Source organism: Pseudomonas sp. TNT2022 ID1044 (genome assembly GCF_028656895.1).
GTDB classification, from domain to species: Bacteria; Pseudomonadota; Gammaproteobacteria; order Pseudomonadales; family Pseudomonadaceae; genus Aquipseudomonas; species Aquipseudomonas reinekei.
The window spans coordinates 232,767-254,703 of sequence record NZ_JAMDHB010000014.1; the positions used below are offsets into that span (position 1 = coordinate 232,767).

The 21,937-nt window shown below is 59.2% G+C and carries 17 protein-coding genes and 2 tRNA genes; 4 read left to right on the forward strand and 15 right to left on the reverse strand.

Annotated features, from left to right (window positions below):
- Positions 1 to 53: 53 nt before the first annotated feature.
- From M5G20_RS19070 to rnr, 8 genes are all read right to left on the reverse strand, one after another.
- Positions 54 to 2,357, reverse strand: a complete 2,304-nt coding sequence (locus tag M5G20_RS19070; RefSeq protein ID WP_075947753.1) for a YgiQ family radical SAM protein — start codon at positions 2,355 to 2,357, stop codon at positions 54 to 56.
- Between the two features lie 190 nt (positions 2,358 to 2,547).
- The gene (dnaB, locus tag M5G20_RS19075; protein ID WP_150705315.1) at positions 2,548 to 3,945 is read right to left on the reverse strand and encodes a replicative DNA helicase; all 1,398 of its coding nucleotides are present in this window, start codon (positions 3,943 to 3,945) and stop codon (positions 2,548 to 2,550) included.
- Positions 3,946 to 4,079: 134 nt separating this feature from the next.
- Positions 4,080 to 4,526, reverse strand: a complete 447-nt coding sequence (gene rplI / locus M5G20_RS19080) for a 50S ribosomal protein L9 (RefSeq protein ID WP_034149636.1) — start codon at positions 4,524 to 4,526, stop codon at positions 4,080 to 4,082.
- A gap of 19 nt (positions 4,527 to 4,545) precedes the next feature.
- The gene (locus M5G20_RS19085; protein ID WP_273920312.1) at positions 4,546 to 5,439 is read right to left on the reverse strand and encodes a hypothetical protein; all 894 of its coding nucleotides are present in this window, start codon (positions 5,437 to 5,439) and stop codon (positions 4,546 to 4,548) included.
- A 36-nt stretch (positions 5,440 to 5,475) separates the two neighbouring features.
- Positions 5,476 to 5,706: a 30S ribosomal protein S18 gene (rpsR, locus tag M5G20_RS19090; RefSeq protein ID WP_002551829.1), complete on the reverse strand. Its 231-nt coding sequence runs from the start codon at positions 5,704 to 5,706 to the stop codon at positions 5,476 to 5,478.
- A 28-nt stretch (positions 5,707 to 5,734) separates the two neighbouring features.
- Complete coding sequence (gene rpsF, locus M5G20_RS19095) at positions 5,735 to 6,157, reverse strand: 30S ribosomal protein S6 (RefSeq protein ID WP_003217491.1); 423 nt, start codon at positions 6,155 to 6,157, stop codon at positions 5,735 to 5,737.
- Between the two features lie 290 nt (positions 6,158 to 6,447).
- Complete coding sequence (rlmB, locus tag M5G20_RS19100) at positions 6,448 to 7,215, reverse strand: 23S rRNA (guanosine(2251)-2'-O)-methyltransferase RlmB (protein ID WP_150705313.1); 768 nt, start codon at positions 7,213 to 7,215, stop codon at positions 6,448 to 6,450.
- A complete protein-coding gene (rnr, locus tag M5G20_RS19105; RefSeq protein WP_273920314.1) occupies positions 7,212 to 9,839 on the reverse strand; it encodes a ribonuclease R in 2,628 nt (875 codons plus the stop codon). Before rnr ends, rlmB begins: the two co-directional genes overlap by 4 nt.
- A gap of 225 nt (positions 9,840 to 10,064) precedes the next feature.
- Between rnr and M5G20_RS19110 the strand changes: the two genes are divergently transcribed.
- From M5G20_RS19110 to M5G20_RS19125, 4 genes are all read left to right on the forward strand, one after another.
- Positions 10,065 to 10,151 (forward strand) — tRNA-Leu (locus tag M5G20_RS19110).
- 166 nt (positions 10,152 to 10,317) lie between these two features.
- Positions 10,318 to 10,404 (forward strand) — tRNA-Leu (locus M5G20_RS19115).
- Positions 10,405 to 10,614: 210 nt separating this feature from the next.
- Entirely contained in the window at positions 10,615 to 11,625 is a 1,011-nt protein-coding gene (locus tag M5G20_RS19120; RefSeq protein WP_273920315.1) for an extracellular solute-binding protein, read from the forward strand.
- Positions 11,625 to 13,190, forward strand: a complete 1,566-nt coding sequence (locus tag M5G20_RS19125; protein WP_273920316.1) for an ABC transporter permease — start codon at positions 11,625 to 11,627, stop codon at positions 13,188 to 13,190. The genes M5G20_RS19120 and M5G20_RS19125 overlap by 1 nt, the downstream gene beginning before the upstream one ends.
- Before the next feature lie 89 nt (positions 13,191 to 13,279).
- On the opposite strand, the gene M5G20_RS19130 is transcribed toward M5G20_RS19125, so the two are convergent.
- The 7 genes from M5G20_RS19130 to hfq all read right to left on the reverse strand — a co-directional run bounded on the left by M5G20_RS19130 (position 13,280) and on the right by hfq (position 21,922).
- Positions 13,280 to 15,214, reverse strand: coding sequence for a methyl-accepting chemotaxis protein (locus tag M5G20_RS19130; protein WP_273920317.1), 1,935 nt, complete (start codon positions 15,212 to 15,214; stop codon positions 13,280 to 13,282).
- A 150-nt stretch (positions 15,215 to 15,364) separates the two neighbouring features.
- On the reverse strand, positions 15,365 to 16,654 hold the full coding sequence (locus tag M5G20_RS19135) for an adenylosuccinate synthase (protein ID WP_273920318.1): 1,290 nt from the start codon (positions 16,652 to 16,654) through the stop codon (positions 15,365 to 15,367).
- A 54-nt stretch (positions 16,655 to 16,708) separates the two neighbouring features.
- Positions 16,709 to 17,896 (reverse strand): ATP phosphoribosyltransferase regulatory subunit, encoded by a 1,188-nt coding sequence (locus M5G20_RS19140; RefSeq protein ID WP_273920319.1) that lies wholly within the window; start codon positions 17,894 to 17,896, stop codon positions 16,709 to 16,711.
- Positions 17,897 to 18,209: 313 nt separating this feature from the next.
- Positions 18,210 to 19,079 (reverse strand): protease modulator HflC, encoded by an 870-nt coding sequence (gene hflC / locus M5G20_RS19145; protein WP_075947746.1) that lies wholly within the window; start codon positions 19,077 to 19,079, stop codon positions 18,210 to 18,212.
- Positions 19,079 to 20,251 carry an FtsH protease activity modulator HflK gene (gene hflK, locus M5G20_RS19150; RefSeq protein WP_075947745.1) on the reverse strand — a complete coding sequence of 391 codons (1,173 nt, stop codon included), beginning with the start codon at positions 20,249 to 20,251 and terminating at the stop codon, positions 19,079 to 19,081. Before hflK ends, hflC begins: the two co-directional genes overlap by 1 nt.
- A 96-nt stretch (positions 20,252 to 20,347) precedes the next feature.
- Entirely contained in the window at positions 20,348 to 21,649 is a 1,302-nt protein-coding gene (hflX, locus tag M5G20_RS19155; RefSeq protein ID WP_273920320.1) for a ribosome rescue GTPase HflX, read from the reverse strand.
- Positions 21,650 to 21,661: 12 nt separating this feature from the next.
- A complete protein-coding gene (hfq, locus tag M5G20_RS19160) occupies positions 21,662 to 21,922 on the reverse strand; it encodes an RNA chaperone Hfq (RefSeq protein ID WP_007902656.1) in 261 nt (86 codons plus the stop codon).
- Between the last annotated feature and the right edge of the window lie 15 nt (positions 21,923 to 21,937).

The following is a 21,937-nucleotide window of genomic DNA, read 5'->3' on the forward strand; positions in this document are numbered from 1 at the left end:
GAAATGCAAAACGCCAACCCGAAGGTTGGCGTTCTGTTCAGCTCAAGCGCAGCTTAGCGCGGTACGACCGGCTTGCGGGTGGGCTTTGGCCCCTTGCCTTTGGCCGCGTCCTTGCGCTCCTTGGCCGCCTGCTGGTTGCGGGCAAACGCCGCAGCCTTGGCCTGTTCACGCTTGTCCCACGGGTTACCGCCATCGCTGGCGCGTGGTGGCAGGCCGGTGTGCTGGGTCAGGATCTTGGTGGTCTTTTCCCCTGCAACCTTGTGGCTGCCAGCCGGCGTCGAGTTCTTGCGACGGGCACTCTGGTAGCTGTCGGTGGACGGCTGGTGCAGCGGGATCAACTGGTTCTTGCCCGGCCCGATCAGATCGGCGCGGCCCATGCGGGTCAGCGCTTCACGCAGCATCGGCCAGCCTTTCGGGTCGTGATAACGCAAGAACGCCTTGTGCAGACGACGCTGCTCTTCGCTCTTGACGATGGTCACCGCGTCCGACTTGTACGTGACTTTGCGCAGCGGGTTTTTGCCGGAGTGGTACATCGCGGTGGCGGTGGCCATCGGCGACGGGTAGAACGCCTGCACCTGGTCGGCACGGAAACCGTTGCCCTTGAGCCACAGGGCCAGGTTCATCATGTCTTCATCGGTGGTGCCTGGGTGGGCAGCGATGAAGTACGGAATCAGGTACTGCTCTTTGCCCGCTTCCTTGGAATACTTCTCGAACATGCGCTTGAACTTGTCATAGCTGCCGATGCCCGGTTTCATCATCTGGTTGAGCGGACCCTCCTCGGTGTGTTCCGGGGCGATCTTCAGGTAACCACCCACGTGGTGGGTCACCAGTTCTTTCACATATTCCGGCGACTCGACCGCGAGGTCGTAGCGCAGGCCGGAAGCGATAAGAATCTTCTTCACACCCGGCAAGGCGCGAGCGCTGCGATACAGCTGGATCAACGACGAGTGGTCGGTGTTCAGGTTCGGGCAGATGCCAGGGAACACGCACGACGGCTTGCGGCACGCGGATTCGATTTCCGGGCTCTTGCACGCAATGCGGTACATGTTCGCGGTGGGGCCGCCAAGGTCGGAGATCACACCGGTAAAACCCGGGACCTTGTCGCGAATTTCTTCGATTTCGCGAATGATCGACTCTTCGGAACGGTTCTGGATGATCCGGCCTTCGTGCTCGGTAATCGAGCAGAACGTGCAGCCACCGAAGCAGCCACGCATGATGTTCACCGAGAAACGGATCATGTCGTAGGCCGGGATTTTCTCCTTGCCATACGCCGGGTGCGGAATGCGCGCGTAAGGCATGCCGAACACGTAGTCCATTTCTTCAGTGGTCATCGGAATCGGTGGCGGGTTGAACCAGACATCGACTTCGCCATGCTTCTGGACCAAGGCGCGAGCGTTGCCCGGGTTGGTTTCCAGGTGAAGCACGCGGTTGGCGTGGGCGTAGAGAACCGCGTCGTTACGGACCTTTTCCACCGACGGCAAACGAATCACGGTCTTGTCGCGGGTCATCTTGGGACTTGCCAGGATCTGCACGACCTTGGCTTCCTGCGGATCCTCAACCGGACCCTTTTCCTGCTCGATGGCGCAGGCCTGGGTGTCCTGGGTGTTCACGTACGGGTTGATGATCTTGTCGATCTTGCCCGGACGGTCGATGCGCGTGGAATCGACTTCGTACCAGTCTTTCGGCGTGTCACGACGGATGAACGCAGTGCCGCGCACGTCAGTGATGTCTTCGATCTTGTGACCGTAGGACAGACGCTGGGCAACTTCGACAATCGCACGCTCGGCGTTGCCGTAGAGCAGGATGTCGGCGCAGGCGTCGATCAGGATCGAGTTGCGAACCCGGTCCTGCCAGTAATCGTAATGAGCGATACGGCGCAGGGACGCTTCGATGCCGCCCAGTACGATCGGCACGTTTTTGTAGGCTTCCTTGCAGCGCTGGCTGTACACCAGGCTTGCGCGGTCCGGACGTTTACCCGCCAGGCCGCCCGGGGTGTAGGCGTCGTCGGAACGGATTTTCTTGTCGGCGGTGTAGCGGTTGATCATCGAGTCCATGTTGCCGGCCGCGACACCGAAGAACAGGTTCGGCTCGCCAAGCTTCATGAAGTCGTCTTTGGACTGCCAGTTCGGCTGGGCAATGATCCCGACGCGGAAGCCCTGGGACTCCAGCAGCCGGCCGATGATCGCCATGCCGAACGACGGGTGATCGACGTAGGCATCACCGGTGACGATGATGATGTCGCAGGAATCCCAGCCAAGCTGATCCATCTCCTCCCTGCTCATTGGCAGGAATGGCGCTGGCCCGAAACATTCGGCCCAGTACTTTGGATAGTCAAATAACGGCTTGGCTGCTTGCATGTCGATAACCGGTGTTGGCTTTCATTGAATTTCGCGGGCGCGGAATATAGCACAAATTTTGACCAATTCCGACGGCCATGGTCGGAAATTGCGTCGACCCTATCGCGAGCAAGCTTGCTCCTACAGGTACGACGCGCCCCCTGTAGGAGCTGGCTTGCCAGCGATGGGGCCCTTGAGGACGCTAAATAACTTACTCGTCATCGTCGAAGTTATAGCTACCCGGCGCCAGGTTCTCGAATCGCGTGTACTTACCGATAAAGGCCAGGCGGATAAAGCCGATCGGCCCGTTCCGCTGCTTGCCGATGATGATCTCGGCAATACCCTTGTGTTCGGTTTCCGGGTGATACACCTCGTCGCGATACACGAACATGATCACGTCGGCGTCCTGCTCGATCGCTCCGGATTCCCGCAAGTCGGAGTTCACCGGGCGCTTGTTCGGACGTTGTTCCAGGGAACGGTTGAGCTGGGACAACGCCACCACCGGGCAGTTGAATTCCTTGGCCAGGGCTTTCAGGGATCGGGAGATCTCGGAAATCTCGTTGGTCCGGTTGTCACCGCTGGAACCCGGAATCTGCATCAACTGCAGGTAGTCGATCATGATCAGGCCGACTTCGCCGTGCTCACGCACCAGTCGCCGGGTCCGGGCACGCATTTCAGACGGGCTGATGCCGGCGGTATCGTCGATGAACAGCTTGCGGTCGTTGAGCAGGTTGACCGCCGAGGTCAGTCGCGGCCAGTCGTCGTCTTCAAGCTGACCGGAACGGACCTTGGTCTGATCGATACGGCCGAGGGACGACAACATACGCATGATCAGCGATTCGCCTGGCATCTCCAGCGAATAAACCAGAACAGCCTTCTCGCTGCGCAACACGGCGTTTTCCACCAGGTTCATCGCAAAGGTGGTTTTACCCATGGACGGACGGCCGGCGACGATGATCAGGTCGGACGGCTGCAAGCCGCTGGTCTTCTCGTCGAGGTCGGTATAGCCCGTGGACAGTCCGGTAATGGCATTGTCGGTGTTGAACAGTGTGTCGATACGGTCGATGGCTTTGGTCAGCAGATCATTCACACCCACCGGGCCACCGGTTTTTGGCCGGGCCTCGGCGATCTGGAAAATCTGGCGCTCAGCCTCGTCAAGAATCTCGGCGGCTGTACGGCCTTCCGGATTGAACGCGCTGTCGGCGATTTCGGTGCTGATACCGATCAACTGACGCAATGTCGCCCGCTCGCGAACGATTTGCGCATAAGCCTTGATGTTGGCGACCGATGGCGTGTTTTTCGCCAGCTCCCCGAGGTAGCCGAGGCCGCCGACTTGCGAAGTCTGACCTTCCTTGTCCAGTTGCTCGGACAGGGTCACGACGTCGATCGGCATGTTCTGATCGGCCAGTTTGGCGATCGCACGGAAAATCAGACGGTGGTCATGTCGATAGAAATCGCCGTCGGAGACTTGATCAAGCACGCGTTCCCAGGCGTTGTTGTCCAGCATCAGACCACCGAGAACAGCCTGTTCGGCTTCGATGGAATGCGGCGGCACCTTCAGCGCGGCGGTTTGCAGATCGTATTGCTCAGGAGCGGAAATTTCGTTCATGGCCACTTGGTTGTTCAGAAAAAACAGGGATTGAAAAACAGGAGTTACCAGAAAGACAAAGGGCACGACCTGTAAACAGGATCGTGCCCGATGTTACCGGCAAGCACCCGAGGGTGCCAGCCGACAAGTGCTGCTTAAGCTGCTACCACGACAACGCGTACGGTGGCTTCAACTTCGGCGTGCAGGTGCACGGCTACGTCGAATTCGCCTACGTTGCGGATGGTGCCGTTCGGCAGACGAACTTCGCTCTTCTGCACTTCAACGCCGGAGGCGGTCAGTGCGTCAGCGATGTCGTGAGTACCGATCGAACCGAACAGCTTGCCTTCGTCGCCAGCGGTGGCAGTGATGGTCACTTCCAGCTCGGCCAGTTGGGCAGCGCGGCTTTCAGCCGACGATTTACGATCTGCTGCTGCTTTTTCCAGCTCGGCACGACGCTCTTCGAACGCAGCCAGGTTGGCTGGGGTCGCAGCGGTAGCTTTGCCGTAAGGCAGCAGGTAGTTACGACCGTAACCAGCCTTAACGTTCACTTTGTCACCCAGGTTGCCCAGGTTGGTGACTTTTTCCAGAAGGATCAGTTGCATGTGAAAATCCTCTTAACTTTTAACCTTCACCGTTCGCGTTATCGGCATCTTTCGGTGCCGAACGACCGCGAAAATCAATCAGGCTGTCGACGATGGCCAAGACCACCAGCAACGGATAGATCAGCTGCATGAACAGCAACAGCGTGACGTACATCCCTACGAGCCAGAATCTGGCCAGTCGCTTTTGCGCCACCAGCCCGTGAATCAGGGCCAGCCCGGCGAACACCAGCGGTACGCTGCACAACGGCGTCAGCATTGCCATCTGTGAACCGAGATTCGGTCCCAGAAGCATGCACGCCAGCAGCAACATCGCCGGCAACAGCGGGAAGCGGATGGCGCGAAATTCGCGACCAAAACCACCCGGGTTGTACAACAACGCCTGCCAGTAGCGCCCGACAAGCAGGCTCAACAAGCTGACGATTTGCAACAAAGCCGCAATCAGGCCGGTCAGGACCGGTGCAATCAGGGACGCGAAACGCGCTTGTTCGTCTACCGACAACTTCTGGTAAACGTCGCCGAGTAGCGACGGCATGACTTTTATCAAAGCCTGCGCCAGCATCTCGATCTGGGGACCAAAAGCCGTCCCCAACACCACTGAAAACACCACTCCCATCGCTATGCTGACCAGCAGCACGCGGTTCCAGGACTCGCTTGCGCGCAAAACCAACGCAAGGCTCGCAGACCCCAGCAGCACCAGAAGTGCCCGTGGGTCGTCGGAGTAAAGCCACCAGAGCAATGCCGGCAGCAGTCCCAGAGCAAGAACGCCCAGGGCGTCCTTCAATCCGCGCCGCAGGAGCACAAGGCATCCGGCGGCAGCACCCAACCAATACAACAACGGCAATGCCGCACATCCAGCCACTACCAGAGTGGCCTGCATGCGGCCCCGCATGATGAACTCAGCCAAGGCACGCATACATTCAATCCTTTGCTACGAGTCGACTGCCCGGTCTCAGCGGCCGTGGCTGTCGGTGTAGGCCAGCAGGGCCAGGAAGCGGGCGCGCTTGATAGCGGTGGCCAGCTGACGCTGATAACGAGCTTTGGTACCGGTGATGCGGCTTGGAACGATTTTGCCGGTCTCGGATACGTAGGCTTTCAGAGTGTTGAGATCTTTGTAATCGATCTCTTTCACGTCTTCAGCGGTGAAGCGGCAGAATTTACGACGACGGAAGAAACGTGCCATTTGATAGGCTCCTTAAAAGGTCCGTGGATTACTCGTCAGCGTTATCGCTGTTGTCGCTGTCATCACTGTCAGCGCTTTCAGCGCCTTCGTGCTCAGGACGGTCGCGACGCTCACGGCGCTCACTGCGGTTTTCTTCAGCCTTGAGCATCTCGGATTGGCCGGTAACGGCTTCTTCGCGACGGATGACCAGGTTACGGATCACTGCATCGTTGTAGCGGAAGTTGTCTTCCAGCTCGGCCAGGGCCTTGCCAGTGCACTCAACGTTCAGCATCACGTAGTGAGCCTTGTGAACATTGTTGATTGCGTAGGCCAGTTGACGACGGCCCCAATCTTCCAGACGGTGGATTTTGCCGCCGTCTTCTTCGATCAGCTTGGTGTAACGCTCAACCATGCCGCCGACTTGCTCGCTTTGATCCGGGTGGACCAAAAAGATGATTTCGTAATGACGCATGAATGCTCCTTACGGGTTGTAGCCTGCCGCTCAAAAGCGGTCAGACAAGGAGTGAATGACACTTATGGACTTGAGGACGCTAGACACGTGGGTGCCTGCCATCACAGCAAGGGGCGCAATTGTAGAGAAGGGGCGAGAGAGGCGCAAGGTAATTGGTGATTATTTGAACAGCCACCAATAAACCCGCACCTGTAGGCGCCGGCTTGCTGGCGATCGATGCGATGCGGTCCTTCAGACACACCGCAGCGCTTCAATCGCCAGCAAGCCGGCTCCTGCAGGTTATGGGCGGATCAGGACTTTTTGGCGGCAGCCTTGGCTTTGGCACCACGTTGGCGCTGCGCCTCGAACAGGCAAACGCCGGTGGCTACCGAAACATTGAGACTGCTGACGCTACCGGCCATCGGCAGGTTCACCAGATAGTCGCAATGTTCGCGAGTCAGGCGACGCATGCCCTTGCCTTCAGCGCCCATGATCAGAATGGTCGGGCCGGTCAGGTCCTGGTCATAAATGCTGACCTCGGCCTCCCCCGCCGTACCGACAACCCACAACCCGCGCTGCTGGAGTTTTTCCAGGGTGCGCGCAAGGTTGGTCACGGCAACCAGCGGAATCACTTCCGCAGCACCACAAGCGACTTTTCGTACAACCGGAGTCAGGGTTGCCGATTTGTCCTTCGGAACGATTACCGCCAGCGCACCGGCCGCATCGGCAGAACGCAGGCAGGCGCCAAGGTTGTGCGGGTCGGTCACGCCGTCGAGCACCAGCAGCAGCGGCGCGCCTTCGGTGCGATCGAGCAGCTCGTCGAGCATCGCTTCGCCCCAGACCTGGCTCGGGCTCACCTCTGCCACCACGCCCTGGTGCACGCCTTCTACCCAGGCATCCATTTCACGGCGCTCGGCCTGACCCACCTGGACACGATTTTCGTTGGCCAGCTCGATCAACGTTTGCACGCGCGGATCACCGCGACCTTCAGCCAGCCAGATCTGCTTGACGCGTTTCGGGTGGTGACGCAGCAACGCTTCTACAGCATGTACGCCGTAGATCTTTTCCAACTGACTCATGGCTTGGCCTTAGGCTTACGCGCCCCGCCGCTTTTGGCTGGGGCCGAACCCGCTTTTGGCGGGCCTTTACGATGTTTACTTGGTTTGGCTGGCTTGCCGCCGACGGCCTTTTCAGGCGTCGACCGTCCGGTCTTTCCCCCAGACGCCGCTTTACCGCCGCTTTTCGCACCGGCCAGCAACGCCTGTTTCATTTCACGACTTTTGCGCACTTCGGCGTTTTTCGCCGCGGCATCGCTCGGACGATAGGCTTCGACAGCCTTTTCCTTCGCAGGACGACGACCGGTTTTGGCCGGTGCCGGTTCTGCGGCAGTTTTTGCAGCAGGCGCTGCGTTTTCGGTGCTGCGCTTCTTGCGACCGATCGGCGCACTGATGGTTTTTTCAGCCATCTCGAAGTCGATCTTGCGCTCGTCGAGGTCGACGCGCATGACCCGCACTTCAACGGTGTCACCCAAGCGGAAGCTGCGACCGGTACGCTCACCGGCCAGGCGGTGATGCACAGGATCGAAGTGGTAGTAATCACCCGGCAGCGCGGTGACGTGCACCAGGCCTTCGACGTAGATATCGGTCAGTTCGACGAACAGACCAAAACCGGTCACTGCGGTGATCACACCCGGGAACGATTCGCCCACGCGATCTTTCATGAACTCGCACTTGAGCCAGTTCACTACATCTCGGGTCGCTTCGTCGGCACGGCGCTCGCTCATCGAGCACTGCTCGCCGAGCTGTTCCAGGGCCGCTTCGTCGTACGGGTAGATGCGCGCCTTCGGAATGGTCATCGCACCTGCACGGCGAACGTGCGGAGTGTCCTGTTTCGAATGGATGACGCTGCGAATCGCCCGGTGCGTGAGCAAGTCCGGGTAGCGGCGGATCGGCGAGGTGAAGTGGGTGTAAGCCTCATAATTGAGGCCGAAGTGGCCCTGGTTATCAGCGCTGTACACCGCCTGGCTCAACGAACGCAGCATCACGGTCTGGATCAGGTGGAAATCCGGACGATCCTTGATACCAGCCAGCAGTGCCTGGTAATCCTTCGGCGACGGGCCATCCTTGCCTTTGTGCAGGGACAGGCCCAACTCGCCCAGGAATGCGCGCAGTTTTTCCAGACGCTCCGGTGGCGGACCATCGTGCACACGGTACAGCGCAGGGATTTCGTGCTTCTTCAGGAATTCAGCGGTGGCCACGTTCGCCGCCAGCATGCATTCCTCGATCAGCTTGTGCGCGTCGTTACGCACGGTCGGACGGATTTCGGCGATTTTGCGCTCGGAGCCGAAGATGATCCGGGTTTCCTGGGTTTCGAAATCGATCGCGCCACGCACATGACGAGCCGCCAGCAACACCTTGTACAGCGAGTACAACTGCTTGAGGTGCGGCACGACGTCGGTGTACTCGCCACGCAATTTGCGAGCTTCGGTAGCCTTCGGCGTTTCCAGCATCGCGCTGACTTTGTTGTAGGTCAGGCGGGCATGGGAGTGGATCACCGCTTCGTAGAAGCAGTAGTCGGTCATTTCGCCGGACTTGGAGATGGTCATCTCGCAAACCATGGCCAGACGATCGACTTGCGGGTTCAGCGAGCAAAGGCCGTTGGACAACTGCTCAGGCAGCATCGGGATCACGCGCTCGGGGAAGTACACCGAGTTGCCACGAACCTGGGCTTCAGCATCGAGTGCCGAACCGAGTTTCACGTAGCTGGATACGTCGGCAATCGCCACGTACAACTTCCAGCCACCGGAGAACAGGCGCAGCTTGCCCGGACGGGCTTCGCAGTAGACCGCGTCATCGAAGTCGCGGGCATCTTCGCCGTCGATGGTGACGAACGGCAGATGACGCAGGTCGATGCGCTTCTCTTTGTCTTTCTCTTCGACTTCCGGCTTGAGCTTGCCGGCTTCCTTGAGCACGGCATCAGGCCAGACGTGGGGAATGTCGTACGTGCGCAGGGCAACATCGATTTCCATGCCCGGCGCCATGTAGTTACCCACAACCTCGACCACGTCGCCTTGCGGCTGGAAGCGTGGCGTTGGCCAATGGGTGATCTTCACTTCAACGAACTGACCGATCTGCGCATTGGCGTTGCGGCCCGGCGTCACCAGCACTTCCTGCTGGATCTTCGGGTTGTCGGCAACGACAAAACCGATGCCGCCCTCTTCGAAGTAGCGGCCGACGATGGTTTCGTGAGCGCGGGACACCACTTCGACGATCATGCCTTCGCGGCGACCACGACGGTCCAGGCCGGAAACACGGGCCAGGGCACGGTCACCGTCGAACACCAGACGCATTTGCGCCGGGCTCATGAACAGGTCGTCACTGCCGTCGTCCGGTACCAGGAAGCCGAAACCATCACGGTGACCGCTGATGCGGCCGAGGATCAGGTCGAGCTTGTCCACCGGCGCATACGTGCCGCGACGGGTGTAAATGAGTTGAGCATCGCGCTCCATGGCGCGCAGACGGCGACGCAGGGCTTCGATCTGGTCTTCTGTGGTCAGACCAAACTCTTCAACCAGTTGCTCGCGGTTAGCAGGCGAACCCCGATCAGCAAGATGCTGAAGGATCAGTTCGCGGCTAGGAATGGGGTTTTCATATTTTTCCGCTTCACGAGCGGCCTCGGGATCGAGGGACTGCCAATCGGCCATTAGAGAGTTTTCACCTTGTCTATATGCGGGTTAGTTTGGCATAGGCGTAATGAAACGGGAAATTTCAAGCTAAGACGACCCTTCTTGAGCCCTGTATCGACACCGCAAAGCTGTTTTGAAGACCGCTGGCGAAATTTTCCAGGTTTTTTTGAGCCCGGGGGTTTACAGTTAAAAAGACGCTCCGTATAGTGCGCGCCATCGACGACGGACAACGTTGCCGATACTGCCCAGATGGTGAAATTGGTAGACACGCCAGCTTCAGGTGCTGGTGACCGCAAGGTCGTGGAAGTTCGAGTCTTCTTCTGGGCACCAATTTCGAGCTTGAGATTAGTTCAATTTCAAGACTCACACAAAACCCGCGAAAGCGGGTTTTTTGCATTCAGGGTTTCTGATTTATTAAATTTAAATCAGGGGTTTACAGATCAAAATGCTCTCCGTATAGTGCGCCACATCAACAGCGGCAACGCTGAAGATGATTGCCCAGATGGTGAAATTGGTAGACACGCCAGCTTCAGGTGCTGGTGACCGCAAGGTCGTGGAAGTTCGAGTCTTCTTCTGGGCACCAATTCAAATCCAGGGTTACGACCCTGGATTTCACAAAAACCCGCGAAAGCGGGTTTTTGCGTTTCTGGCTTTCGAAATGACAGGAAGACTTTTGTGGCGAGGGACCACCCTCTTTAGCAAAACCCTCTCAACCCCGCAAGGCGCATTTGAGAAAGAATATCGTTTATCATTGTTGCAAGTTTTTGCAATGCGACAGTGAGGAACCCTGCGAATGATGTTTCGAAATACCCTGCGCCGCGGCCTGAGCATTACCCTCCTTGGCCTGACACTCGCCACTCCCCTCACCCAGGCCGCTGATCCGGTTTCCCTGACCCTCTACAACGGTCAACACAAAGAAGTCGGTGACGCCGTTGCCAAAGCCTTCGAAGCCAAGACCGGCATTCACGTCAATGTGCGCAAAGGCAGCAGCAACCAGCTCGCCAGCCAGGTCGTCGAAGAAGGTGACCGCTCTCCCGCCGACGTGATCTACACCGAGGAATCGCCGCCGCTGAACAAGCTCGGCGAACAAGGCCTGCTGGCCAAGGCCGACGACGCCACCCTGGCGGTTCTGCCCAAGGATTACGTGGCTGGCAATGGCACGTGGATCGGCGTCACCGCCCGGGTTCGCGTCGTTGCGTTCAACCCCAAGCTGATCGATGAAAAAGACCTGCCGAAGTCGGTGATGGAATTCTCCGATCCGAAATGGCAGGGCAAGGTCGGCTTCGTACCCACCAGCGGCGCCTTCCAGGAGCAAGCGGTAGCGATCATCAAGGTGCACGGCATGGACGCCGCCGAGGAGTGGCTGACCGGTTTGCGCGCATTCGGCAAGACCTACAGCAATAACATGGTCGCGCTTAAAGCCGTGGAGAACGGCGAAGTGGCTACTGTTCTGGTCAACAACTACTACTGGTTCGCCCTGCAACGCGAAAAAGGCCAGCTCGATTCGAAACTGCATTACTTCACCGGCGGCGACGTCGGCGGGCTGATCACCGTGTCCAGCGCGGCAGTCCTGAAATCCAGCAAACATCCAAAAGAAGCCCAACAATTGCTCGCCTACATGGCCAGCGAAGAAGGTCAGCGGGTGATCACTCAGACCACCGCCGAATATCCGCTGCACAAAGGCATGGAATCGGATCGCGGCCTCAAGCCGTTCAGCGAACTGGAAGCACCGAAAGTCACCCCTGCCGACCTGGGCAATGCTGAAGAAGCCCTGGAACTGGAACGTGAGGTTGGCCTGAACTGATGAGCGCATCGCTATCCGCCCTCACTGCACAGAATGCATATGTGCCGCGGCGCAAGCGGCCGTCGATCTGGCTGTTGCTGCCGGTTCTGCTGCTGGTGGTGCTCAGCCTGCTGCCGCTGGCCTATGTCGGGCTCAAAGCCTGGCAGGCAGGGTGGGCCGAAGCCGTGCATTTGCTGTGGCGCCCCTATGTGTTTGGCCTGCTGCGCAACACCCTGGCGCTGATGCTCGGCGTTACGCTGGCTTGCGGCGTGATCGGCCTGTCGCTGGCGTGGTTGCTGGAACGCAGTAATTTGCCGGGACGGCGGATATGGGGCGTGATTCTGTGCCTGCCGTTCGCCGTCCCGGCCTTTGTCAGCAGCTTCACCTGGGTATCCTTGAGCGCCCAGTTCGAAGGGCTGGGTGGGGCGATTCTGGTGATGACGCTTTCCAAGTACCCGCTGATTTTTCTTCCTGTGGCCGCGACCCTGCGCAATCTCGATCCATCACTGGAAGAGTCCGCCCGCACACTGGGGCACAATCGCTGGGGCGTATTCTTCAAGATCACCCTGCCCCTGCTCTGGCCGTCACTGCTCGCCGGCTCTTTGTTGATTGCATTACACATGCTGGTGGAGTTTGGTGCGCTGTCGATTATCGGCCTGCAAACCTTCACTACCGCGATCTATCAACAGTTCGAACTGGAGTTCAGTAACGCCAATGCCGCGATGCTTTCAGCGGTGCTGCTGGTGCTGTGCCTGATGCTGCTATGGCTGGAGTTGCGGGTTCGCGGCAAAGGCCGACATGTACGCACCGGCCAGGGTGCGGCGCGACGGGCGGAGCAGGTTCACCTGGGCGCATGGGCTTTGCCCGGGCAGCTTTACTGCCTGCTGCTGGCAATCATCGGCAGCGGCATTCCCCTGGGCATGCTGGTGTATTGGCTGGCGGCGGGGTCCTCCGCTGCATTTCCGGTGGCTGCAATCGGTGAGGCGCTGCTGTCTTCTCTGGCGCTGTCTCTGGGCGGTGCGGCACTGTGTCTGATGCTGGCGGTGCCCGTCGGACTGCTGGTGGTGCGCTACAAAGGCCAACTGGCGATCTGGGCGGAACGCCTGCCCTATCTGCTGCATGCGCTGCCTGGATTGGTGATCGCACTGACGCTGGTGTATTTCGCCCTGCACTATGTGCCGGTGCTGTACCAGACTTCGGCGCTGCTGTTGGTCGCTTATGCGTTGCTGTTTTTGCCGCTGGCTCAGGCACCGATTCGCACGGCACTGAACAAGGCCGCACCGCAATTGGAAGAAGCAGCGCGCACGCTGGGCGCATCATCGTTCACCGCGTTTTGCCGAGTGACGCTGCCGATCATTTTTCCGGCGCTGGGAGCGGCGTTTGCCTTGGTGTTTCTGGATGCGATGAAGGAGCTGACGGCGACCTTGCTATTGAGTCCGACCGGGCTCAATACGCTGGCCACGGAAGTCTGGGCGCATACCGCGAATGTGGAATTCGCGGCGGCGGCGCCTTATGCGGCGTTGTTGATATTGGTTTCGGGGTTACCGGTTTATTTGCTGACGACCCGGATGTATTTGAGCCGTTGATGAAGCAAAAGACCGCAACCTGCGTCAGCTCCTGCAGAGAACGCATATTCCCTTGCAGGCGCTGACGCAGGCTGCGATTTTTTGATCGGTTAAGCCCTGAACTGCCCCAGGCTCGCCTTCAACTGCGCCGCCAGACCATCCAGCACCTTCCCGCTGGCCGTGGTTTCCACCACCGCCTGAGCTGCTTTCTCAGCCTGCGCATGAATCGTCTCGACCCGCCCCCGCACCGCTTGCGCGCCCTTGGCCTGATGCGCCGCCGCCTGGGTTGCCAGGCCGATCGCCGCATGCACCTGCTCAACGGATGCCTGCACCGACTGCTGCAACCGCGCACTGTCACGCAATACCAGCAAGCCTTCGCTGGCCTGACGCCCGGCCTGACCAATCGCCGCCACCGCCTCACGCGCACCCTGCTGCAACGCCACGATGTGCGCCTGAATATCGCCGGTGGAGCTCTGGGTCTTGCTCGCCAGTGCTCGCACCTCGTCTGCCACCACCGCAAAGCCGCGCCCGGTCTCACCGGCTCGCGCCGCTTCAATGGCAGCGTTCAATGCCAGCAGATTGGTTTGCTCGGCAATTCCGTGAATCACCGTCAACACCACTTCAATCTGTTCACTCTGCTGGGCCAGTCGCTCGATGACTTGTGCGCCGGTATTGACCTGTCCGGCCAGCTCCTCGATCAGGCTGCCGACTTTCGCCGACGTCCGGGTGTTCTCGTCGGTCGCCTGACGAATATCCACCACCTGCTTCAACGCCGCCTGCATGGCATGGCTTTCAGACTGGGCTTCGTCAGCCATTTGCGACAAGGCACGCAGGCTTTCCGCGACCTCATCACGCTGCATGCCTGCCGCCGCGTCGGCTCCGGCGTTGCGCAACGTCATGGCACCGATTTCCACGCCGGTGCGCTGAGCCACATCACCCGCTTCGCGCACGATCGGCTGCAACTTATCCACAAAGCGATTGACTGCCGAGGCCATGTCGCCGATTTCGTCCTTGCTGTTGATCTGCACACGCTTGGTGAGGTCACCCTCACCCGCCGCCAGGTCATCCATGGCCACAATCAGCATTTTCAAGCGATTGACCACACGACGCCCCAGCACAACGGCCAGCAGCAGTAAAACGCCAAAACCGACTACCGCGAGGCTCACCCCGATGCGCCAGCGCAGGTTGGATGCAGCCTCCTGCACGGTACTGGTGGTATTGGCCTTCATTTCGGATGCCGTGGACTGCGCCGACTGCAAACGCGCACGCATCGCCGTCGCACTGTCGGCCGCTGCGCCTTTGAGGCTGTCGCCCACCAGTTGATCACCACTGGCAATCAATGCCGCGAAGCGCTTGTCCAGCGCCGCCAGATCGGCTTCCACCGAAGCGGTCGAGACACCCATCAGGACCTTGCCGATCTCCACGCCGTTAGGATTGATCGAAGCCTCGATGTAGAACACCGAGGGATCGTTCTTCGCTGCATCCAGTACTTTGTCCAGCGCACGCTCGCCCTGGCCCTTTTCCAGCAGCGCCTTGTTGATCGGGTTTTCCCGGTTGAGGTAGCGCGTCAGGTGCTGGCCCGTGGCATCGTCATACACCACAAACAGTACGTTGGGATTGCGCTGGGCTCGACGGGCGAACTCGGACAGGGTCGGCACATCGTTGTCCCACATGGCACGAGGCGCCACGGAAGCCAGAAGCTGCGCCATGTCGCCGGCGGAGTCCTTCAAGTCTTTTTCCAGGGTTGCACGCAGCTGCGCCTGCTCGTCCTTCAGTCGCGAGGACAAGCCTGCAGTGAGGCGTTGACGGGTACTGGTGGAGAGACTGTCGAGGCTCGACGTGACTTCACGCCCCGCCTGCTCGAGTTCCCCGGACAGTTTTTGACTGTCCGCACCTAGACGCACCCCAAGATCAGCTTCCAGCGCAGTCACCGTGCTCCGGGTAAGAGCAACGGCCACCAGCACCTGCACCAAAAGCGCGATACCAAGGGTAACGAACACAGGCCGCAACAAACGGCTTTGTAACAGTGAGAGAACGGCCGACACTTGAAATCCCTCTGCATAAGCGCCATTAAATTGATGGCACGCCGAAAATGACGCTTTAAGCAAAGCTAATAGCAAAGGTCATGCCGTCCAACAGGCATAAACGACAAAGGCCCCTATAAAGGGGCCTTTGTTTTTTACATCAACAACTTATCACGCGAACGGATGGCGCAGAACGATGGTTTCGTTGCGGTCCGGACCCGTCGAAATAATGTCGATCGGCGCACCGATCAGCTCTTCGACGCGCTTGATGTAAGCACGAGCGTTAGCTGGCAGCTCTTCCAGGGTTTTGGCACCCACGGTCGACTCGGTCCAGCCCGGCACTTCTTCGTACACAGGCTGCAGACCTACGTAGCTGTCCGCATCAGTCGGGGCAACCGCATTACCTTGCGCATCTTTGTAGCCGACGCAGATATTGATGGTTTCCAGACCGTCGAGTACATCCAGCTTGGTCAGGCAAATGCCCGAGATACTGTTCACATCGATAGCGCGACGCAGGATAACGGCATCGAACCAGCCACAACGCCGGGCACGGCCGGTCGTCGCGCCGAACTCGTGACCTTGTTTGGCCAGGTGCGCGCCGACGTCGTCGAACAGCTCAGTCGGGAATGGACCCGAACCTACACGCGTGGTGTAAGCCTTGGTGATGCCCAGGATGTAGTCCAGGAACATCGGGCCAACGCCCGAACCGGTAGCAACGCCGCCAGCGGTGGTGTTCGAGCTGGTCACGTACGGGTAGGTGCCGTGGTCGATGTCCAGCAGGGAACCCTGGGCGCCCTCGAACATGATGTCTTTGCCAGCGCGACGCAGGTCGTGCAGCTCGGCAGTCACGTCCAGCATCAGCGGCTTGAGCAGCTCGGCGTATGCCTTGCACTCGGCCAGGGTCTTGTCGAACTCGATGGCTGGCTCTTTGTAGTAACCCACCAGCATGAAGTTGTGGTAATCCACCAGTTCACGCAGCTTGTCTTCAAAGCGCGGCATGTTGAGCAGGTCGCCCACACGCAGGCCACGACGTGCAACCTTGTCTTCGTAAGCAGGGCCGATGCCGCGACCGGTGGTGCCGATCTTCAGCTCGCCACGGGCCTTTTCACGGGCCTGGTCCAGCGCAACATGGAAGGACAGGATCAGCGGGCAGGAAGGGCTGATACGCAGGCGCTCGCGCACCGGCACACCTTTCTCTTCCAGCTTGGTGATCTCGCGCAGCAGGGCGTCAGGTGCAACCACCACGCCGTTACCGATCAGGCACTGCACGCCTTCGCGCAGCACACCCGACGGGATCAGGTGCAAGACAGTTTTTTCGCCATCGATCACCAGCGTGTGACCAGCGTTGTGGCCACCCTGGTAGCGCACTACGGCGGCAGCATGTTCGGTCAGCAGATCAACGATCTTGCCTTTGCCCTCATCACCCCATTGGGTGCCCAGGACTACGACATTCTTACCCATAACACTTGTCCTCATTCGCGCAAACTTGGTGCCGGCGGCGGCCGGCAGGAAAACTCAAGAAGCCAGTGGCGATACTTGCCAAAGCCCGTTCTGCTGAATCAATTGCCGGTCGCAGTCCGCTTCACGGGCGGCGGCCAAAGGTTGTCCAGGCAAAGCCTGAACGACACGCTGACCCTCACTGCGCAACTGGCAAACCTGCTGCCAGAGTGCCGCATCCGTACTGTCAGGCATCCAGATACCGCCAGACGGTAACTCGATCTCAGCACGCCCCAGGGTCACCAGGGTTTTCAAATCGGTGGAGAAGCCGGTTGCCGGGCGAGCACGACCGAAGTCGGCGCCGATGTCGTCGTAGCGACCACCCTGGGCAATGGACTGGCCAACACCCGGCACGAATACGGCGAACACCACACCGGTGTGGTAGTGGTAACCGCGCAATTCGCCCAGATCGAAATACAGCGGCAGCTCCGGGAAGCGCGCGGACAGACGCTCGGCAATCGCCAGCAAATCGTCCAGTGCAGCCAGAACCGGCGCCGGTGCCTTGGCCAGACGCTCACGCGCAGCCACCAGCACTTCACGGCCGCCACACAGGTCGACCAACGCCCGCAACATGTCCGACAGATCGGCAGGCAAGCCTTCGGTCAGGGTAATGACCTCGTCGATGGCCTTACGTTGCAACGCATCGAACAACTGCTGTTCAACTTCGCCGGACAAACCGGCAGCGCGGGCCAGGCCGCGGTAGATGCCTACATGCCCCAGATCCATGTGCACATCTGGCACATCGGCCAGTTGCAGCATGGCCAGCATCAGGCTGATGACTTCGACATCACTGCTCGGGCTGCCGTCGCCGTACAGCTCCGCACCCAGTTGAATCGGGCTGCGCGAGGACGACAAGGCACGCGGCTGGGCATGCAGCACGCTGCCGGCATAGCAGAGACGATTCGGTCCTTCGCGACGCAGGGTATGCGCATCGATACGCGCCACCTGCGGTGTGATGTCAGCCCGGAAACCCATCTGCCGACCCGATTGCGGGTCGATAACCTTGAAGGTACGCAGATCCAGGTCCTGGCCCGCGCCGGTCAGCAGGGATTCCAGGTACTCGATATGGGGAGTCACGACAAACTCGTAACCCCAGCTCTGGAACAGATCCAACACCTGACGACGCGCGACTTCAATGCGCGCAGCTTCCGGTGGCAGTACTTCTTCGATGCCATCTGGCAGCAGCCAGCGGTCTACCGTTGCCATTACGCCAATCCCCTATCATCCGGGCAGCAAGCCTTTGGGCGAGCCTTGAGTGAAGCAGAAAATGGCCGACCCAGCGTAAACCACGCGCATGAGCGACGTGGCGAAAAGCCTGAAACGGGCTTCGCCGACCACTTTCCTCGTAAAACCTTTCGAGCCATAGCGCTCGGGCACCTGCATAAAACAGCAATCAAACGTGCAGACGCAAAAAAGCCGGGAATTTCCCGGCTGCCGCATCATACACACGTTTTCCCAAAGGATCACCCCGCCAGAGGTTTTAGCCGCCCGGCGGAGGATGATTCAGGTCAACGTCGTATCAAGGCTTGGCTTTTTCCAGGTAGTGGAAGAAGTCGCTGCTTGGGTCAAGGACCATGACGTCGGATTTGTTCGCGAAGCTTTCACGGTAGGCACGCAGGCTACGGTAGAACGCGTAGAACTCCTGATCCTGTCCGTAAGCCTTGGAGTAGATCGCAGCGGCCTGCGCATCGCCGTCACCGCGAACCTCTTCAGATTCACGATAGGCTTCAGCCAACAGTACGCGGCGCTGACGATCGGCATCGGCACGAATACCTTCAGCCAGTTCGTTACCCTTGGCGCGGTGCTCGCGAGCTTCACGCTCCCGCTCGGTGCTCATACGTTCGAACACACTGCGGTTTACTTCTTTAGGCAGGTCGATGGTCTTGACCCGAACGTCGACTACTTCGATGCCCAGCTCTTTTTCCGCCATCGTGTTCAGCGACGCGGTGATGTCAGCCATCAACGCATCCCGCTCACCCGACACCACTTCGTGCAAGGTGCGCTTACCGAACTGGTCACGCAGACCCGATTCCAGACGACGGGACAGACGCTCGTCGGCGATTTGCTTGAGACCGGAAGTCGCGGTGTAGTAACGCTCGGCGTCCTTCACACGCCACTTGGCGTAGGCATCGACCATCACGGCTTTCTTTTCCAGCGTCAGGAAGCGCTGTGTCGGCGCATCGAGCGTCATCAGGCGGGCGTCGAATTTACGCACCTGGTTAACGTAAGGCACTTTCACATGCAGGCCTGGCTGGACATCGGTCTGAACCACGCGACCGAACTGCAGCAACACCGCACGCTCGGTCTGAGCCACGATGTAGAAGCAGTTCCAGGCAGCGATCGCCACGACGACGCCGACAATAAGGGCGATCAGCGATTTATTGCTCATCAGCGACTCTCCCTGGTACGTGCTTGCTGTTGCTGCAGATCAGCTGCCGCACGCGCATTCGCTTCATTGCTGCTGGCTGCCGCGCCGGTCACCGGAGTGCTGGTGCTGCGACCACTTTCGACCATCTTGTCCAGAGGCAGGTAGAGCAGGTTGCTCTGGCCATTCTTGTTACCGGTCACGAGAACCTTGCTGGTGTTGCTGAAGACTTCCTGCATGGTGTCCAGGTACAGACGCTGGCGGGTGACTTCAGGTGCCTTGCGGTACTCGGCGACCAGTTTGGTGAAGCGATCGGCCTCACCCTTGGCGCGCGAGACGGTTTCGTCACGGTAGCCATTGGCATCTTCAAGAATACGCTGGGCCTGACCACGGGCTTCCGGCACAACGCCGTTGGCGTAGGTTTCAGCCTGGTTACGCGAACGCTGCTCGTCTTCACGGGCGCGGATCACGTCGTCGAAGGCTTCCTGCACTTCGCGCGGGGCTGCCGCGTTCTGTACGTTGACCTGGGTGACGGTGATACCGGTGCGATACGTATCCATGAAGCGTTGCAGACGCTCCTTGATTTCGCTGGCCATCAATTCACGACCTTCGGTCAGCACCTGGTCCATGGCGGTGGAACCCACCACATGGCGCAATGCGCTGTCGGTCGCGTGCTGCAGGCTGATTTCCGGCTGATCGACGCTCAGCACGAAGTCCTGCAGGTTGCTGATCTTGTACTGCACGGTCAGCGGCACTTCGACGATGTTCTCGTCTTCGGTCAGCATCTGGCCCTGCTTGGTGTACGCACGCTCACGCGTGACGTTTTCCATGTACTTTTTATCGATCGGCGGGAAGTAGATGTTCAGACCCGGGCCGACCGTTTCGTAGTACTTGCCGAAGCGCAGCACCACGGCCTGCTCCTGCTCGTCGACTACATAGACCGCGCTGTACAGCCATACGGCCGCCAACACAACCAGGCCGATGCCGAGCAGACCGCCGAAGCCGCCACTCTTGCCCGACCCACCGCCGTCATCACCACGTTTCTTACCACCACCGAACAACCCGTTCAGGCTTTCCTGCAGCTTTCGGAAGGCCTCGTCGAGATCTGGTGGACCCTTGCGGTCGCCGTTATTGCGACGCTTGCCACCCCAAGGATCCTGATTATTCGAGTTGCCACCCGGCTCATTCCAAGCCATAGCGCTCTCCATCTGATAAAGCAAAGACGCACCCACGGCGCGCCGACCCATGCTACAGAATGCCTGTCACCACGGCACAACCGCTTTCTCAGGCTTTTATTGCAAAGTGTGTTGCTCGATGAATTCCAGCGGTTGCAAACCTTCGCGGCTCACCAGTCGATTCAACTCGGCTCGTGGCAAACGAACGGCCAGCAAACTGATGCCTTCGTCATCGTGTTCTTCCTTTTGTACCGCACCGAGTTCGAAAAACTGCGCACGCAGCCGGGCGAATCGTTGCGGCAAGCGCAAGGTACCGACAAACAAATCACTGCCAAGCAATTCGGCAATGGCTTGCTCAAGCAACTCCAGACCCGTGCCATCACGCGCCGACAGCCAGACCCGCTGGGGCTTGCCGTTTTCGTTGCGCTGGATTTGTGGCTCAACGCCCTCAAGCAAATCGAGTTTGTTATAGACCTCGAGGATCGGCAAGTCCTGGGCGCCAATCTCGCCCAGTACCACCATCACCTGCTCGATCTGCAACATGCGATCCGGTTCGGCCGCATCGATCACGTGCAATAACAGGTCGGAGTTGCTCGACTCTTCGAGGGTAGACCGAAATGCCTCGACCAGCTTGTGGGGCAAGTGGCGAATGAAACCTACCGTGTCGGCCAGGACAATCGGCCCCAGGTCGTCCAGATCCAGACGGCGCAGGGTCGGGTCCAGGGTGGCGAACAATTGGTCAGCCGCGTAAACGTCGGACTTCGTCACGTTATTGAACAGCGTGGACTTGCCGGCGTTGGTATATCCCACCAGCGATACAGTAGGAATATCCGCGCGCATACGGCCACGGCGCGACTGTTCGCGCTGGCTGCGCACCTTCTCCAGCCGCCCTTTGATCTGCCGCAGGCGAACCCGCAGCAAACGGCGGTCGGTTTCCAGCTGGGTTTCACCCGGGCCACGCATGCCGATACCGCCACCCTGACGCTCAAGGTGAGTCCAGCCACGAACCAGCCGGGTGCTCATGTGGTCAAGCTGGGCCAGTTCTACCTGGAGCTTGCCTTCATGGGTACGGGCGCGTTGGGCGAAAATATCGAGAATCAGACCGGTGCGGTCGATCACGCGACACTCGAAGACACGTTCGAGGTTGCGTTCCTGGCTGGGCGTGAGGACGTGATTGAAGATCACCAGATCGGCTTCTTCGGCTTTAACGAGGTCGCGCAGTTCCTCGACCTTGCCGCTGCCAATCAGGAATTTGGCGGTTGGCCGATGACGCGGCACGTTGAAAAACGCGACGGTCTCGGCGCCGGCCGAATTAGCCAATTCCTGAAACTCCTGCGGATCTTCGCGCGCCTCAGGGTCCTGTCCATCCAAGTGAACGAGGATTACTCGCTCACCACCACCGTGGCGCTCAAAGAACAAAGGAGACTCCTATCAGGCGTTACCTGGCTCAGCGTCACCCGCTTCGGATTCGGTTGCGCTAGGCAGACGAATTGGACGAACCGGCACCACTGTAGAAATAGCGTGTTTGTAAACCATTTGGCTGACGGTGTTTTTCAGCAGGATAACGAACTGGTCGAACGACTCGATCGTGCCTTGCAGTTTGATACCGTTGACCAGGTAAATGGAAACCCCAACTTTCTCTTTACGTAAAGTATTCAAGTAAGGGTCTTGTAGCGAATGCCCTTTTGACATGTGCCGCACTCCTTT